Below are 16,209 nucleotides of genomic sequence, written 5' to 3'. Positions count from 1 at the left end.
GAAGTCATTTTGTCAATGGATTCTGCAGACTCAAAGGCCTTTGGTGGTTGAAAATGGGTGGGCGATGGGCTAAGGAGACACAACGGATGGATGGCACGAGACGGCTTTTTTCTCAGGAGAAGACAATGGGTGACGAAACGGCAAAAAAGACCAGGAAGAAGACGCCCCAGGAATCGTTGCAGGAGGAGTCGACGGACGTTCCCGTGGATCCGCTCCGGAAGGAGGCCTCGGAAGGAGCCAAACCGAGTCGGGCAAAAAAAGACTATGATATCGCCATCTTCATGGGCTGGTGCAAGGGCTGTGGCATCTGCGCCGCCTTCTGTCCCCGGCAGTGCATCGAGATGGACGAAGATGGCTCTCCGGTGGTGACCCAGCCGGATCGATGCACGGGCTGCGGGTTTTGCGAGATACACTGCCCGGATTTTGCCATCAGCGTGCGCGCCCGTAGGAAGAAGGCGGTGGGTGACGACGATTAGGGGTGACAAGGAGAAGATGCTGTGAACGAGCAAGCGACCACGGGACGCCAGGTGCTCCTCCAGGGCAACGAAGCCATGGTGGAAGGGGCTTTAGCGGCCGGATGCACCTTTTTCGCCGGCTATCCCATCACGCCGGCGACCGAAATCAGTGAAGTCATGTCGGTGAAACTTCCCGCCGTGGGGGGGACGTTCGTCCAGATGGAGGACGAAATCGCCAGCATGGGCGCCATCATCGGGGCGTCCTTGGCGGGGGCCAAGTCCATGACCGCCACCAGTGGCCCGGGCTTTTCCCTCATGCAGGAAAACCTGGGGTTCGCCTGTGTGGCGGAGGTGCCCTGCGTGGTGGTCAACGTCATGCGGGGCGGGCCCAGCACGGGGCTTCCCACCAATGTGAGTCAGGCCGACGTGATGCAGGCCCGCTGGGGCACCCACGGAGATCACCCCATCATCGTGCTGGCCGTCTCCACCACCAAGGAGTGCTTTGATATCACGGTCAAAGCCTTCAACCTGGCGGAAAAGTACCGCACGCCGGTGATCATCCTTTCCGACGAAGTGGTGGGCCACACCCGGGAAAAGATCAGCCTGCCGCACCCGGGCGAGATCGAAGTGATCGACCGGATCCGGCCCAACATGCCGCCGGAATGGTACGTGCCCTACGAAGACAACAGCCGGGGCGTCCCGCCCATGGGCATCTTCGGGGACGGCTACCGCTACCACGTCACAGGCCTTGTCCACGACGTGCGAGGCTTTCCGACTCAGCGACCCGACGAGATCGTGCCGTTTCTCAACCGGATTCATCGCAAGATCTCTCAACACTTTTTCGACATCCTGATGGTGGACGAGGAACTCACCGAAGATGCGGAGATCCTGGTGGTGGCCTATGGATCCGTGGCCCGCTCCGCCAGACGGGCGGTGCGCGAAGCCCGGGAGCGGGGCGTCAAGGCGGGGATGATGCAGCTCATCACCTTGTGGCCCTTTCCTCGCCAGATCTTGGAGCCGTATCTTTCCCGGGTGAAGGCCGTGCTGGTGCCGGAACTCAACATGGGCCAGGTGTCCCGGGAAGTGAAACGGATCAATCAGGGCGCAACCCGTGTGGAAACCATCAACCGAATCGACGGAAACCTGATCACCCCCGAGGAGATCCTGGTGCGCCTCATCAAGATGTAGGGGTGGAAAGAGGGAAGAACCATGGCGGAAGTGACCAAACTCATCCATAAATACCTGCGTCACGACAAGAAGTTTCCCCACGTTTGGTGCCCCGGTTGTGGAAACGGGATCGTACTGGGTTCACTCATCCGGGCCATCGACAAGCTGGGCTATGAAAAGGACGACGTGGTGCTGGTCTCGGGCATCGGTTGTTCGGGACGGCTGCCCGTGTACGTGGATTTCAATACGCTGCACACCACCCACGGGCGGGCCCTCACATTCGCCACCGGTGTGAAGCTGGCCAATCCCAATCTCCACGTGATCGTCATCATGGGGGACGGGGACGCCACGGCCATCGGCGGAAACCACTTCATCCATGCGGCCCGACGCAACCTGAATCTGACGGCCATCATCATCAACAACAACATCTACGGGATGACCGGCGGCCAGTATTCGCCCACCACGCCCTACGGGGCCCTGGCCACCACGGCGATGTACCGACACATCGAGCATGCCTTTTCCATCGCCGAGCTGGCGGTGACGGCCGGGGCGGCCATGGTGGCGCGCGGCACGGTCTATCATGCCAACATGTTGGATAAGCTGATCGAAAAAGCCATCGTCAAGAGGGGCTTTTCCGTGGTGGAGGTGGTGAGCAACTGCCACACCCAGTACGGGCGTCGAAACAAGCTGGGAGGAGCCGTGGAGATGCTCCGCTGGCAGAAGGACCACGCGGTGCGGGTGGAAAAGACGGCCGAGATGGGCGAAGAGGAGCTGGCCGACCGATTCACCATCGGCGTCTTGGTGGACCGGGATCTTCCCATCTACACGGAAGAATACAAAAAAATCCGGGAAGCGGCCCGGGCCAAGATGGCCGCCGCGCGCTGATGGGACCGGTTTGGGGAAGCCGACCGGCGTGGGACGTCCTGACAGGCCGGAAGGAAAGCCGCGATGGCCGACGCGGCCGGGGTAGAGGGTCCAAGTGAGGGTGAAGCGACAAACCGTGGTTGAATCGAAGCCCGTGCGTCGCCATACCCGGCAAGGCTTTCCCCCTGGCGCATCACAAATGGCGATCTCCAGATCACGAATCACGGACCACCCGTTTCATGCAAAAGGGAAAGGGACCTGTCCAATGGGATATCGGTATGAAGTGCGTTTGAGCGGATCCGGCGGGCAAGGAATCATCATGGCCGGCATCATCTTGGCCGAAGCCGCCGGGGTCCATGACGGAAAGTATGTGTGCCAGACCCAGAGCTACGGGCCGGAAGCCCGGGGCGGGGCCAGCAAGGCGGAGGTGGTCATCAGCGATGAAGAGATCGACTACCCCAAGGCCATCAAGCCGGACCTGCTCCTGGCCATGAACCAGAAGTCGTGTGACGCTTACTTTTTCGACCTGAAGCCGGAGGGCACCCTGGTGGTGGACAGCACCTTCGTCAAGCAGATCCCCACCACGCGGGCCATCGCCCTCCCCTTTACCCAGCTTGCCCGCGCCGAGCTCAAAAAGGAAATGGTGGCCAACATCGTGGCCCTGGGCGCCCTGGCCACGCTCACCAAGGTGGTCTCCCTGGCGTCGCTGGAAGCGGCGGTTCTGGGCCGGGTTCCGCCGGGAACGGAGGAGCTGAACCGGAAGGCGCTGGAAACGGGCATCAATGCGGCCAAGCTCTACATGCAGGGGCACTAAATCCATGCGGGTGCTGCTCACAAACGACGACGGGATCTTCGCCAAGGGCATCGAAGCCCTCTACGAGGCTCTGATTGCCGAACACGACGTGGTGGTGGTGGCGCCGGAGACGGAACAGAGCGCGGTGGGGCACGCCATCACCTTTCTCGATCCGCTTCGGGTGAAGCCCGTGAAGCGAAACGGGGCCTTTTTCGGGCATGCCTGCAGCGGCACGCCGGCCGATTGCGTCAAGCTGGCCATTCGGGAACTGGTGCGGCCGCTTCCGGACGTGGTGGTTTCCGGGATCAATCTGGGCGCCAACGTGGGCATCAACGTGCTCTATTCGGGGACGGTGTCGGCGGCCACCGAGGGAGCCATCCTGGGCTTTCCGGCGGTGGCGGTGTCCATCGATTCCTTTGAACCGTCCGATTTTTCGGCGGCCACCGACGCGGTCTTGCGCATCCTGGAGCGGATCGAGCGTTTCGGCCTTCCCAGGGGGGTGAGCCTCAACGTGAACGTGCCCAACGTGCCGGCATCACAGGTGCGGGGGATGCGCGTAACCCGTCAGGGCCGGCTCACTTACCAGGAAAGCTACGACCGCCGGGTGGATCCGCGAAACCGGGTCTACTACTGGCTCACCGGAAACATCGTGGAGACGGAAAACAGCCCGGACGCGGACGTTCAGGCTCTGGCCGATCACTACGTGTCGGTGACGCCCATTCAGCACGATCTCACCCACTATGCCATGCTGGAGGAGCTGAAACACTGGGGGCTGGAAGCGGAAAGCGGGCCGGGGGATTTTTTCCTTGCTCCGGCCCAATCAAAGTGATATAAGCCGCTTCGTTCCAAGGCCCAATGCGCCCGTAGCTCAGCTGGATAGAGTGCCGGACTACGAATCCGTAGGTCGCAGGTTCGAATCCTGCCGGGCGCACCAGAAAAAGAAACGGGGTTGCAACCACCGGGTTGCAACCCCGTTTTGCTTTGCCTGCAGTCCCGCCCCCTCCACTGGTACACGATCCGATCCATGTGAAAATTTACAATGCCCGGGGCCTTGCCTGCAGCTCCCTGGAACACGGCCTGCGTGGTGCTTTTTGAGCGTTGTCGGGGCGGGTTCGGAACCCGCCCCTATCACAGCGACCTGGTCAGGCCGGCAGCACGGGCCCGGATGGAGCGCAACCCGGGCGTTTTCGGACAGCCTCCCGGGAAGCGGCCCCATCGAATCCATGGAAGAACCGGCCCATCGATCCACCCGGCTAGGATTCGCTGGGATCCTGCCGGTTGCGCATCCGGCGCCGACGTTCCCCGGCCGATTGGCGGCGGCTTCGGAGCCGATCGTCTTGGGTGCCGGTGTCGTCCCAACGGCTGGGAAAACAGGACAGATGCACCAGACGCTGCCGCCAGAGCAGTGCCGAGCCCACCAGGTCCTCGTTTTCCAGCCGCAGATCCTCTCCGGCTCCAGGAGACGGGAAGGCTCTGATCGGGCATTCCAGAACCCGGTTCCACCAGGCGCTCGCCGCTTGGGCGCCGGCATGGGACACCCCGGGCGCGTTCAGCACCTCAAAGGCGAAGCTCCGGATGATCTTGGGAAAGGCCCGCTTCAACAGGTCCGAGGTGGCCAGCCATTCACAGCCGAGTACCCCGCGGGCGGAAAAGAAGATCGCTCCCCGTTGCCCATCTTGGGGAAGAAGCTCATCCACATAACGATCGATTTCGGAAGAGACCCGTTCCCGGGCCGCCCGAAAATCGCGGGTGGGGGAGGCGGCCCGCAGTTCGTCCAGGGAATCTTCAACCTCCTCCCAAACGCTCATCTGATGACTTCGGAACTCCCCGGTCCGGCGAATGTTGGCACTGACACCGGCCTTCTGGCGGGCCCTCGATTTGGCCCGAAAAAGCGCGCCGCCGGCCTGGAAGGCCGTGCTGTCCAGGCGCCAGCGGCCCTGTTCCATGCAGGAAACCGGGATCCGCAGCGAACTTTTCGCCGGCACCAGCAGGGTCGCGTTCACCACCCGGTTCTGCTTGCCGCCCACCAGCTCCTCGCCTTCCAGGATCAGCACCGGCTGGTCGCCCGTGTTTTTCACCAGAAGAAATGGCACCTCCCCGCCCTCCCCAGTCTCCGTCACCCGCAGGACTTCGTGGGAAATGGCTTCATCCAGCAGGAGAAATTGCAGATCCTCCCGGTCTTCCTCCACATCCGCCAACAACGGCAGCATCCCCAAGGCTCCCGTCACAACCGCGTTTCCCAACCGACACTCGCCATTCCAAAAGTCCGTCAATCGCATGGGTTACCTCCCGTTTGCAGGAAAAAGTATGGCATGCCGTCCGGCCCGCCGGCACCACCCGCTGCCCGGCGGCTTCGACCCACTCTCCCTGCATAGGGCAAGCACCGTGCCATGATTCCACATCATACGGGAAATCCCTTTTTCGACCAGCTTTTGCCTCCATTGAACCTCCGCGAACCCCGTGGTATAGAAAACTGTTTCTTTCTCTCATCATAAAAAATTTTACCCTCCACGGCTGGGCGGCGACTCATGGGAAATGTTCTGGTTTGCTGGCTGGGGAAAACGGATATCCGGGCGTCCCGGGGAGAAGTGGAGTGCGGGCTCGGGCCCATCGGCCAGGCCGCCCGGACGCGCCGGTTCAGTGAAATCTTTCTGTTGTGTGACACCGATGAAGACACCATCAGGGGCTACCTGGACTGGCTGAAGAAGATCACACCGGCCCGCCTGCGTCACCGCCAAGTGGCGCTCACGCGGCCCACCCATTTCGGCGAGATCTACGAAGCCGCGGTGGCGGCGGTGCTCGATGTTCAGAAGCGCCACGGCAAGCAAGTTCGGCTCACCTTCCACCTGAGTCCCGGCACCCCGCACATGGCGGCGGTTTGGATCATCCTGTCCAAGGCCAGGTTCGATGCCGAACTGATTGAATCGTCGCCGGAAGCCGGGGTCCAGGACGCGCCGGTTCCTTTCGATATCACGGCCCAATTCGTGCCCGACATGATGCGCCGGGCGGAGCGCTTCAGGGGCCGCACAAGGGCGGAGCCCCCACCCATGATGATGCTGGCCGATCTCATGCGACGGCCGGACCGGCGCCTGGAAAAATTGGCGGAAGCTTCAGCGTCGTTCGAGGAACCGGGGTTTTCCCGCATCGTCTATAACTGCGACGCCATGCAACGGCTCATGGATCGGGCCGAGCGGGTGGCTCGGCGTTCCGTTTCCGTTTTGATCGAAGGAGAATCCGGGACCGGCAAGGAGCTCCTGGCACGCCACATTCACGAGCGCAGTCCGCGCAAGAATCAACCCTTCCAGGCGATCAATTGCGGCGCGATCCCCCCCGAACTGGTCGAATCGGAACTGTTCGGGCACCAGAAGGGCGCCTTCACGGGGGCGGACAAGCTCCGAAAGGGCCATTTCGAGCAGGCCGACGGCGGCACTCTCTTTCTGGACGAAATCGGCGAGCTGCCGCTCGGTGCCCAGGTGAAGATCCTCCGGGTGCTGCAGCAGGGAGCGGTGACCCGCATAGGTTCCAGCAAGGAAATTCCGCTGGATGTCCGGATCATCGCCGCCACCAACCGCAACCTGTTGGACGAAGTGCGAGCCGGGCGATTCCGGGCTGATCTTTTCTACCGGTTGGCGGTGGCCATTTTCAAGCTGCCGCCGATCCGGGAGCGGGAAGGAGATCTTGAGCTACTGGTGGATGCCATGCTCCACCGGGTCAACCGGGAAAGCCGGGAGGACCCGGGCTATGTGGAAAAGACCCTGGCTGTGGCCGCACGCAAACTGCTGCTCGCCCACCCCTGGCCGGGGAACGTACGCGAACTCTTGAACACCCTGCGTCGTGCCGCCATCTGGTCGGATCGGGACGTGATCGAAATCGAAGATATCCAGGACGCGCTTCTGCCGCTGGACGCAAGCGGCCGGTCGGGGATCCTGGATCGCCCCCTGGGCTCTGGTTTCCAGCTGAAGGACGTGATCAGCGAGGTGGCCCACCACTACATCCAGCGGGCCTTGGACCAGACCAACGGCAATAAGTCGCGGGCCGCCGAACTGCTCGGATTCAAAAGCTACCAGACCCTGAGCAACTGGCAGAAACGCCATTCACCGGGATAACCTGGCCGGCGGGTGGTTGATCCGGGAGGAACCGGACAGGGCTAGGGTGAGGGAGACCTTCTCCCGGGCGGCGTGGCTCGGTCCGGAGAGCAGCCACAACAGCACAAAGACCTTGCAGAGCTGGTGGCCACGCGCGGCGGGCTCCAAGTCGCCGCTCCAAGGCGATGGCACAGCCTCGCAACCAGTGAAACCAGCAAGGCAATCGGCCGGTATGTCAACGGAAAGTGGGGAAAATCCCAAAATGACCGCCATGTCATACAAGGATTTGCTCGACGCCTTTGAAACGATCGCCATGTGACCGCCCTACGGGATGGAGGTCACCCTCGACCGGGAGACGGGAATGAACTACTATTGCTTTCCCGACGGAGACAACCCGGGACCGCCCCCGGACGACATCCATGACCCGCGTAGTGGTCTGGGGGATTCTCACCTCCGTGCAACGGCGGTGCACGGGGCGCCCGGGATAGCCCCCGACGGAGTCGGTGAATGCACAGCCAGACACTTTCGAGAAACGGATTGAGCCCAAGAAATTCTAGGTGGTGCAAAATGAAGGAGAAGAAGACGGTTTTGTCATCGCCGCTTTTTCTGACCCGTCGGGTCAACTGGCTGAACAGGCCGAAACAATTATGGCCGCCATTTCAATAGAAGAATACCTACCGCTGGTGGGAGCCCTGCGCAAGACTCCGCAGGGCTATCTGTGGTCCTCCTACGACGCCGAAGCGGATGTGCTCTACATCAATTTCAAGAAACCGGCCCGTGCCACCCACAGCGAAATGACCGATGACGATGCGATCATCCGCTACGAAGGGGACGAGATCGTGGGCATGACGATTTTGCATGCCAGCAAACGGAGGGCGGGGATCTGAGTGCGGAGAGTGGAGATCGGAAGTCGGATGTCGGCGGATGGGGTTCTGAAATGTGCCTGGTGGAGAGAGAACCCCTGGGTCGTCGGCCGTATAATGCGGACCCTTGCGGCCGGCAGTGAGCCGCGAGTGAGTTGCCGCAACATCACCACTGGACTCCCCCGGTTCTCTCGCCGGTCTTGAATCCAGCGGACTGCGCAGGCAAAATCGATTCAGCCCTTCATTTTTTATGTTCAAACAAAACATTTTATGCACCCTCTTTGATTAGTTGGCAAGAAACCATCATCCCAAAAGGTGAAGCTCCGGATAAACTTGGGAAAGGCCCGCTTCAACAGGTCCGAGGTGGCCGGCCATTCACAGCCGAGTACCCCGCGGGCGGAAAAGAAGATCGCTCCCAGTTGCCCATCTTGGGGAAGAAGCTCATCCACATAACGATCGATGTGGGAAAAGACCCGTTCCCGGGCCGCACGAAAATCGCGGGTGGGGGAGGCGGCCCGCAGTTCGTGCAGGGAATCTTCAACCTCCGCCCAAACGCTCATCGGATCACTTCGGAACTCCTCCCCGGGCCGGCCCGAAGGGAGTGCCTCATGGAAGGGAGGCGGGGTTCTGGACGTGGGGACTTGGCAAAGGGGCTGGGATCGATAAAAAAACTCGGACAAGCCCGTGGGAGCTTGTCCGAGATGTGTTTTCACGAGCAGCCGTCAGGTGAAGTGCGGCTGCTCTTTTCGTTCCAGGATCCGCCGAGATGCCTAACGCACGCGGCCCGCGCGCCAGGCCTTGAGCAGCTCGTCGTAGTCCACCGTCTGGCCCTTGGGCTTTTCATTGGCCAGCTTGGGCTTGGGCGCTCCGGGCTGATTGAGCCAATAGCTTTCATCCTTGATGGGATTGAGCTTGGGGCCGTGTTCGCCCTGCACGCCGGAGCGTTCCAGCCTCTGGAGCACCCGATCCTGTTCCTTGGCCAGGTTGTCCATGGCGCGGTCCACGGTGACCTCACCGGCCACGGCTTCCCCGATGTTCTGCCACCAGAGCTGAGCCAGCTTGGGATAATCGGGCACGTTGGTGCCGGTGGGCGTCCAGGCCACGCGGGCCGGGCTGCGGTAGAATTCCACCAGGCCGCCCAGGTACGGGGCGCGCTTGGTGAAAGATTCATGGCGAATGTCGCTGTCGCGGATGATGGTGAGGCCCACGTGGCTCTTTTTGAGGGACACCGTCTTACAGACACAGAACTGAGCGTAGAGCCAAGCGGCCTTGCGGCGCTTGAGCGGAGTGGACTTGAGCAGCGTCCAAGAACCGCAGTCCTGGTAACCCTGCTTCATGCCTTCCTGCCAGTAGGGGCCGTGGGGAGAGGGAGCCATGCGCCACTTGGGCGTGCCGTCCTCGTTGACCACCGGGGTGCCCGGCTTGACCATGGAGGCCGTAAAGGCGGTGTACCAGAAGATCTGCTGGGCCACGTTGCCCTGGGCCAGGCTGGGAAGGGACTGGTAGAAGTCCATGCCCAGAGCGCCCGGAGGAGCGTATTTGCGCAGCCATTCCATGTACTTTCGCAGGGCGTACTTGGCGGCCGGGCTGTTGGTGGCGCCGCCGCGGGCCACGCTGGAGCCCACCGGACGGTCGTTTTCATCCACGCGGATGCCCCATTCGTCCACGGGCTTGCCGTTGGGAAGGCCCGGATCCCCGGCGCCGGCCATCACGAGCCAGGCGTCCGTAAACCGCCAGCCCAGATCGGGGGCCTTCTTGCCGTAGTCCATGTGCCCGTAGACGCGCTTTCCGTCGATTTCTTTCACATGCTCGGTGAAGAATTCGGCGATGTCTTCATAGGCGCTCCAGTTGACGGGCACACCCAGCTCGTAGCCGTAGATCTCCTTGAACTTCTTCTTGAATTCGGGATTGGTGAACCAGTCGTAACGGAACCAGTAGAGGTTGGCGAACTGCTGATCCGGCAGCTGGTACATCTTGCCGTCGGGCGCGGTGACGAAGGACTTGCCGATGAAATCGTCCACATCCAGGGTGGGAAGGGTCACGTCCTTGCCTTCGCCGGCCATAAAATCGCTCAAGGGCACCACGAAGCCGTAGCGCCAGTGGGTGCCGATGAGGTCGGAGTCGTTCACATAGGCGTCGTAGACGTTCCGACCCGACTGCATCTGGGTCTGGAGCTTCTCGATCACGTCGCCTTCTTGGATGAGATCGTGCACCACCTTGATCCCGGTGATTTCCTCGAAGGCCTTGGCCAGTACCTTGGATTCGTATTCATGGGTGGGGATGGTCTCGGAAACCACCCGGATTTCCATCCCCTTGAAGGGCTTGGCGGCGTTGATGAACCATTCCATCTCTTTGAGCTGTTCTTCCTTGGTCAGGGTGGAGGGCTGAAACTCCGTTTCCACCCAGCGCTTGGCCGCCTCCATGTCCGCATGGGCGGGAAGGGCCCAAAGGACCAGTAGAAGCGCCATGGCCAGCGCTCCCCACGCCGGACAGTTCCATCTCTTCCTCCGTTTCGCACCTCGCATCGTTTTTGCTCCTCCCGGCCTTCCTCTGTGGGTTTCCTTTCCGGCCGCCACGCCGCTCCGGTGGGAAGGCCGAAGCCACCGCAGAGCGTGGGCCGGCTCCTGCAAAACCTATCCCCAGCGCATCACCACCACCAGCCACACCAGGGCGATGGCCAAGGCGATCCACAGGGACAGGTTTGTGAAGGCGATCCAGGCGATATGGATGTAGGCGCTGCCCAGAAGGCCGATGAAGAGGCGATCTCCGCGGGTGGTTTCGATGGGCAGAAAGCCGCGACGGGGAACACTGGGAGAGAGGATCTGCCAGATGGTCATACCCACGAGCATGAGAGCGATAACTACGAAGAAGATTGCGGTGGGTAGCGTCCAGGCCATCCATTCCAAGTTCATGACGTCGTTCCTTCATGGGGCGGCCGCAACGGGGCCGACCTCGGCGGTAAGTGGTGACATGTTTTGAGAACACCCGGGGGGTGTTCCGTGTCGGTTGGCTTCCACAAAATGGGTTTCACACCCGGCCCAGGGCGAATCCCTTGGCCAAGTGGTTGCGCACAAACCAGATGACAAGGGCTCCCGGCACGATGGTGAGCACACCGGCGGCTGCCAGCAGGCCCCAATCGAGCCCCGAGGCGCTCACGGTCCGCGTCATGGTGGCCACGATGGGCTTGGCGTTGGTGATGGTGAGGGTTCGGGCCAGGAGCAGCTCCACCCAGCTGAACATGAAGCAGAAGAAGGCCGTCACGCCGATGCCCGCCCGGATGAGCGGGACGAAGACGGTCAAAAAGAACCGGGGGAAGCTGTAGCCGTCGATGAAGGCCGTTTCATCGATCTCCCGGGGGATGCCGGACATGAAACCCTCCAGGATCCAAACCGCCAGGGGCACGTTGAAAAGGCAGTGGGCCAGGGCCACGGCGATGTGGGTGTCGATCAGATGAAAGGTGGAATAGAGCTGGAAGAAGGGCAGGAGAAAGACGGCCGGCGGGGCCATGCGGTTGGTCAGGAGCCAGAAAAAGACGTGCTTGTCTCCGATGAAGCGGAACCTGGAGAAGGCGTAGGCCGCCGGAAGGGCCGTGGTGAGCGAGATGATGGTGTTCAAGCTCACATAGATCATGGAGTTGATGTAGCCCGAATACCACGAAGAATCCGTAAAGATCTTCATGTAGTTGGCCAGGGTGGCGTTTCGGGGGAAAAGGGCAAAGGAGGCCAAGATGTCCGCGTTCGCCCGCAGGGACATGTTGAGCATCCAATAGATGGGCAAGATCAGCAGAAAGAAGTAGAGCCCCAGGGCCACGGTTCTTTTTTGCACTCTCATCTGGACTCCCCGGTTCCCACGTTTTGAAGCGCTTGGTAGAACACAAAGCAAAAGAGTAACACGATCAAAAAGTAGATGAGCGAAAAGGCGGCGGCGGGCCCCAGATCAAACTGACCCACGGCGATCTTGACCAGGTAGATGGAAAGGAAGGTGGTGGTATCCCCCGGGCCGCCGCCGGTGAGGACAAAGGGCTCGGCGTAGATGAGGAAGCTGTCCATGAAGCGCAGGAGCACGGCGATGGTGAGCACTCCGCGCATCTTGGGCAGCTGAATGTGGCGAAAGACGGCCCAACTGGACGCTCCATCGATCTTGGCCGCCTGGTAGTACGCCTCGGGGATGGCCCGCAGGCCGGCGTAGGCCAGTAGTGCCACCAGCGGCGTCCAGTGCCACACCTCCATGGCCATCACCGTGATCCACGCATCCAGGGGGCGGGCCGTGTGGTCGAAGGCGATGCCCAGATCGTTGACCGTCTTTCCCAAAAGACCGATGTCCGGTCGGGTGAAGATGATCCAGATGGTGCCGATCACGTTCCAGGGGATGAGCAGGGGGAGGGCCAAGAGCACCAGGCAGGCCGACACGCCCCATCCCTTCTTGGGCATGGCCAAGGCGATGAGGACTCCCAGCGGGATTTCGATGAGCAGCACCATGCACGAAAAGGCCAACTGGCGCAGCAAGGCGCTGTGGAGGCGTTCGTCATGGATCACCTCGCGAAACCATTCCATGCCCACGAAAAAGCGCTGGCCCGGACCGAAGATGTCCTGCACCGAATAGTTGACCACCGTCATGAGCGGGATGATGGCGCTGAAGGCCACGATCACAAAGACGGGCAGGATCAGGAACCACGCCCGGTTGTTTTCCCATTTCTCCATGATTCCCCCTTAACGTGCGATGCTAGGCCACCAGTCGGCCGTTGGCGTAGAGCTTGATCCAGCGGCGCGGAAAGCGGATCCAAGCCTCCTGGCCGGGCAGCGGCCTTTCTTCCGAGATCCGAACCTTGAGCGTGGAGGAAGCCATCTGGACGGTGAGAATCCGAAAGATGCCCTGATCCTCCACCTTGCGCACCTGAACCGGGATCCGATCGTCTCCGGGCTCGTCGTGCACTTCCAGATACATGGGACGGATTCCCAGCTCGAAGGGGCCTTCTTTGCCCTGGGCCCGTCGCACCGTCTCCTCGTCCAGAACCACGCTGGCCCCGTCACAGACCGCTCGGTTTCCTTCCAGGCGGCAGGGGATGAAATTCATGCCGGGGCTGCCGATGAAGTAGCCCACGAACTTGTGCCGGGGTTCTTCGAAAAGCTCCGCGGGCGTGCCCATCTGCACCATTTCTCCCTCGTACATCACCAGGACCTTGTCGGCGAAGGTGAGGGCCTCCACCTGGTCGTGGGTGACATAGATGAGGGTCAGTTGAAGCTTTTCGTGAATCTCCTTGAGCTTGCGCCTCAAATGCCACTTCAAATGGGGATCGATCACCGTGAGGGGCTCGTCGAAGAGGATGGCCGCCACGTCCTCGCGCACCAGGCCGCGGCCCAGCGAGATCTTCTGCTTGGCGTCGGCGCTCAGCCCCGCGGCCTTCTTCTTCAGGTCCGCCGTCAGATCCAGCACCTCGGCCACTTCCTGCACCCGCCGGTGGATCGTCTGGGGGTCCAGGCCGCGATTGCGAAGGGGGAAGGCCAGGTTGTCGAAGACGCTCATGGTGTCGTAGAGCACGGGAAACTGGAAGACCTGGGCGATGTTGCGCTGTTCGGGGGGCAGCTCGGTCACGTCGCGATCGTCGTACAGGACCCGGCCCCGGGTGGGGGTGAGGAGCCCGGAGATGATGTTGAGCATGGTGGTCTTGCCGCACCCGGACGGTCCCAGAAGGGCGTAGGCGCCCCCGTCCTCCCAGACCGTGTCGATGTTTTTCAGTGCGTAGTCCGATGGATCCTTGGGGTGGCGCTGGTAGCTGTGAGCCACTTGCTGGAGCGTGATGCGGGCCATGGCCGATTCCTCCGCCTATCGCCGTGCCGGCGTCCGTCCGGGATCGACCTCCGGGGCGGCCACCAGACTTCCTTCTTGGTTGAAGACGAAAAATTGGGCCGGATCGGCATGGACCGTCACCGTGGAGCCCATCTTGTACGTGCGGATTCCCGTCTCATGAACCACCAGCGGAAAACCCTGATGGTTCACATGGATGAAGGTCTCCGATCCGTTGATCTCGGAAAGCTCCACTTGAGATTCCAAGGCCACGTCCCGATCGGTTCGCCTCTTGAGAAAAAAGCGATTGGCCCGCAGTCCCGCGTGGTAGCGGCCGGGTGCCAGCCCCTCCAGATGGGCGCACAAGGCAAAGGTGACCTGCTCCCCGATGCGGGCCTGGGAGCCTTCCACCACCAAATCCAGGTAGTTGATGGGGGGGTCACTGTAGACTTCCGCCGCGCGCATGGTGGTGGGACGGTGGTACACCTGGTCCGTGGGGCCCGTTTGAAGGACGCGTCCCTCGTCCAGAATTACCACGTTGCCGCCCAACATGAGGGCTTCCGTGGGCTCCGTGGTGGTATAAACCACAATGGAACGGCCCCGCTCGAAGATGGCCGTCAGTTCCTCGCGCAGTTCCTCGCGCAGCTTATAGTCCAGGTTCACCAGGGGTTCATCCAGCAACAGAAGGTCCGCATCCTTGACCAGGGCCCGCGCAATGGCCGTTCGCTGCTGCTGGCCTCCGGACAGCTGAGCGGGGAGCCGGTCCAAAAGCGGGGTGAGCCGAAGCATCTCGGCCACCTCCCGAACCCTGCGGTCGATCTCCTCCCGCGGCACCCCCTGAAGGCGCAGCGGGGAGGCGATGTTGTCGTACACGGTAAAAGAAGGATAGTTGATGAATTGCTGATAAACCATGGCCACGTTTCGCTTCCGAACGGAAACGCCGGTCACGTCCTTTCCGTCCACCAGCACGCGCCCACGGGTGGGCCGGTCCAGACCCGCCATGATGCGAAGCAGGGTGGTCTTTCCCGCCAGGGTCCGTCCCAGCAGGATATTGCGCGATCCCGAAGGAAACTCCAGGGTGACGTCGCAAAGATGGGTTTCCCCGTCCACGATTCGATCCACATGCTCCAGGGTCAACCCCATGAGGTGCACTCCCGGTCTAGGCTTCTTCTTCAATAAGGGAAGGGGGACGAGCCTGGCGGCTCGTACGGCCGGATGAAATCACCGACACGCTATCACCTTTTTGTCTTTTTCGCAAGAGAAAATAACCCCGCGGGAAAACGATTCGCAAACGGGAGGGATGGGCCCCCGTTGGCCTTTCGTTCGCGAAACTCAGGTACGATTCAAGGGACCGTGCCGGCGACGGGGGGCGCCACGTGCAGCTCCACCTGGGTGGTCTTCAGCACGTCTTGCAGCGGTGCCGGAGGCGGCTGGTCCGTGAAGAAGGCGTCGATTTCGGCGATGCTTCCCAGGCGCACCATGGCGTTTCGTCCGAACTTGGTGTGGTCGGCGGCCAGAAAGGTGGTGCGAGAATTGTCGATGATGGTCCGGGCGGCGCGCACTTCCCGGTAGTCGAAGTCCAGGAGGGTGCCGTCCATGTCGATGCCGCTGATGCCGATGATGCCGTAATCGACTCGAAACTGCTCGATGAAGTCGATGGTCATGGGGCCCACGATGCCGCCGTCGCGATGGCGTACCAGGCCGCCCGCCACGATCACCTCGAAGTCCTCTTTGGCGCTCAAGATGGAGGCCACGTGCAGATTGTTGGTGATGACCCGCAGGCGCCGGTGGTTGATCAGGAACTTGGCGATCTCTTCCGCGGTGGTGCCAATGTTGATGAAAAGGGAGGCATTGTCCGGGATGGCCTGGGCCACCATGCGGGCGATCCGCCGCTTTTCCTCCTGACACAGGATCTTTCGCCGGCTGTAGGCCACGTTCTCCGTACTGGGAGCCGCTCCCGCCCCTCCCCGATAGCGGATGAGCTTCCCCTCCCGGCTCAAGGCGTTGATGTCCCGGCGCACCGTCTGCGGCGTCACGCCGAATTCCCGGGCCAAAAAGTTCACCGTCACGAAACCCCGCTGGCGAATGAGCCGGAGGATCTGCTGATGGCGATCCCGGGTGGCCGCCACGTCCCGAGGTGCGCTACGGGAAGAAGAGGGGGACGAGTTCATGGGAGGCGCCTTCCTTTCTTTCTGGGA

The 16,209-nt window shown here is 61.7% G+C and carries 16 protein-coding genes and 1 tRNA gene; 8 read left to right on the top strand and 9 right to left on the bottom strand.

The features are described from left to right. Window positions 1–125 precede the first annotated feature (125 nt). The 6 genes from B9A12_RS12535 to B9A12_RS12510 all read left to right on the top strand — a co-directional run bounded on the left by B9A12_RS12535 (window position 126) and on the right by B9A12_RS12510 (window position 4,213). On the top strand, window positions 126–476 hold the full coding sequence (locus tag B9A12_RS12535; protein WP_084058447.1) for a 4Fe-4S dicluster domain-containing protein: 351 nt from the start codon (window positions 126–128) through the stop codon (window positions 474–476). Between the two features lie 21 nt (window positions 477–497). Further along, window positions 498–1,643: a 2-oxoacid:acceptor oxidoreductase subunit alpha gene (locus tag B9A12_RS12530; protein ID WP_245802443.1), complete on the top strand. Its 1,146-nt coding sequence runs from the start codon at window positions 498–500 to the stop codon at window positions 1,641–1,643. 21 nt (window positions 1,644–1,664) lie between these two features. Further along, window positions 1,665–2,507: a 2-oxoacid:ferredoxin oxidoreductase subunit beta gene (locus B9A12_RS12525; RefSeq protein WP_084058338.1), complete on the top strand. Its 843-nt coding sequence runs from the start codon at window positions 1,665–1,667 to the stop codon at window positions 2,505–2,507. A 244-nt stretch (window positions 2,508–2,751) separates the two neighbouring features. Next, window positions 2,752–3,300, top strand: coding sequence for a 2-oxoacid:acceptor oxidoreductase family protein (locus B9A12_RS12520; RefSeq protein ID WP_084058334.1), 549 nt, complete (start codon window positions 2,752–2,754; stop codon window positions 3,298–3,300). 4 nt (window positions 3,301–3,304) lie between these two features. Next, entirely contained in the window at window positions 3,305–4,108 is an 804-nt protein-coding gene (surE, locus tag B9A12_RS12515; RefSeq protein WP_084058330.1) for a 5'/3'-nucleotidase SurE, read from the top strand. A 28-nt stretch (window positions 4,109–4,136) separates the two neighbouring features. Further along, a tRNA-Arg gene (locus tag B9A12_RS12510) sits at window positions 4,137–4,213 on the top strand. Window positions 4,214–4,532: 319 nt separating this feature from the next. Here B9A12_RS12510 and B9A12_RS12505 read toward each other — a convergent pair. After that, window positions 4,533–5,558, bottom strand: a complete 1,026-nt coding sequence (locus B9A12_RS12505) for an ARPP-1 family domain-containing protein (RefSeq protein WP_084058327.1) — start codon at window positions 5,556–5,558, stop codon at window positions 4,533–4,535. 249 nt (window positions 5,559–5,807) lie between these two features. Between B9A12_RS12505 and B9A12_RS12500 the strand changes: the two genes are divergently transcribed. Together B9A12_RS12500 and B9A12_RS12490 are read left to right on the top strand one after the other, a co-directional pair. Beyond that, window positions 5,808–7,385, top strand: a complete 1,578-nt coding sequence (locus tag B9A12_RS12500; RefSeq protein ID WP_084058323.1) for a sigma-54 interaction domain-containing protein — start codon at window positions 5,808–5,810, stop codon at window positions 7,383–7,385. 536 nt (window positions 7,386–7,921) lie between these two features. Continuing rightward, a complete protein-coding gene (locus tag B9A12_RS12490) occupies window positions 7,922–8,251 on the top strand; it encodes a DUF2283 domain-containing protein (RefSeq protein WP_212636934.1) in 330 nt (109 codons plus the stop codon). A 230-nt stretch (window positions 8,252–8,481) separates the two neighbouring features. Here B9A12_RS12490 and B9A12_RS12485 read toward each other — a convergent pair whose 3' ends face one another. The 8 genes from B9A12_RS12485 to B9A12_RS12450 all read right to left on the bottom strand — a co-directional run bounded on the left by B9A12_RS12485 (window position 8,482) and on the right by B9A12_RS12450 (window position 16,182). Then, on the bottom strand, window positions 8,482–8,940 hold the full coding sequence (locus tag B9A12_RS12485) for an ARPP-1 family domain-containing protein (RefSeq protein WP_342752492.1): 459 nt from the start codon (window positions 8,938–8,940) through the stop codon (window positions 8,482–8,484). A gap of 57 nt (window positions 8,941–8,997) precedes the next feature. Then, the gene (locus B9A12_RS12480; RefSeq protein ID WP_084058313.1) at window positions 8,998–10,695 is read right to left on the bottom strand and encodes an ABC transporter substrate-binding protein; all 1,698 of its coding nucleotides are present in this window, start codon (window positions 10,693–10,695) and stop codon (window positions 8,998–9,000) included. A gap of 165 nt (window positions 10,696–10,860) precedes the next feature. Then, window positions 10,861–11,133: a DUF2160 family membrane protein gene (locus B9A12_RS12475; RefSeq protein ID WP_084058442.1), complete on the bottom strand. Its 273-nt coding sequence runs from the start codon at window positions 11,131–11,133 to the stop codon at window positions 10,861–10,863. A 121-nt stretch (window positions 11,134–11,254) separates the two neighbouring features. Next, on the bottom strand, window positions 11,255–12,058 hold the full coding sequence (locus B9A12_RS12470) for a carbohydrate ABC transporter permease (RefSeq protein WP_084058309.1): 804 nt from the start codon (window positions 12,056–12,058) through the stop codon (window positions 11,255–11,257). Further along, window positions 12,055–12,927, bottom strand: a complete 873-nt coding sequence (locus B9A12_RS12465) for a carbohydrate ABC transporter permease (RefSeq protein ID WP_084058306.1) — start codon at window positions 12,925–12,927, stop codon at window positions 12,055–12,057. Before B9A12_RS12465 ends, B9A12_RS12470 begins: the two co-directional genes overlap by 4 nt. A 22-nt stretch (window positions 12,928–12,949) precedes the next feature. Further along, on the bottom strand, window positions 12,950–14,035 hold the full coding sequence (locus B9A12_RS12460) for an ABC transporter ATP-binding protein (protein ID WP_084058302.1): 1,086 nt from the start codon (window positions 14,033–14,035) through the stop codon (window positions 12,950–12,952). A gap of 15 nt (window positions 14,036–14,050) precedes the next feature. Continuing rightward, the gene (locus B9A12_RS12455) at window positions 14,051–15,154 is read right to left on the bottom strand and encodes an ABC transporter ATP-binding protein (protein WP_084058299.1); all 1,104 of its coding nucleotides are present in this window, start codon (window positions 15,152–15,154) and stop codon (window positions 14,051–14,053) included. Between the two features lie 200 nt (window positions 15,155–15,354). Then, window positions 15,355–16,182 carry a DeoR family transcriptional regulator gene (locus tag B9A12_RS12450; RefSeq protein WP_084058296.1) on the bottom strand — a complete coding sequence of 276 codons (828 nt, stop codon included), beginning with the start codon at window positions 16,180–16,182 and terminating at the stop codon, window positions 15,355–15,357. Between the last annotated feature and the right edge of the window lie 27 nt (window positions 16,183–16,209).

Origin of the sequence: Desulfacinum hydrothermale DSM 13146 (assembly GCF_900176285.1) — a bacterium.
In the GTDB taxonomy this organism is placed as follows: Bacteria; Desulfobacterota; Syntrophobacteria; order Syntrophobacterales; family DSM-9756; genus Desulfacinum; species Desulfacinum hydrothermale.
This window is presented reverse-complemented; position numbering and strand designations above follow the sequence as displayed.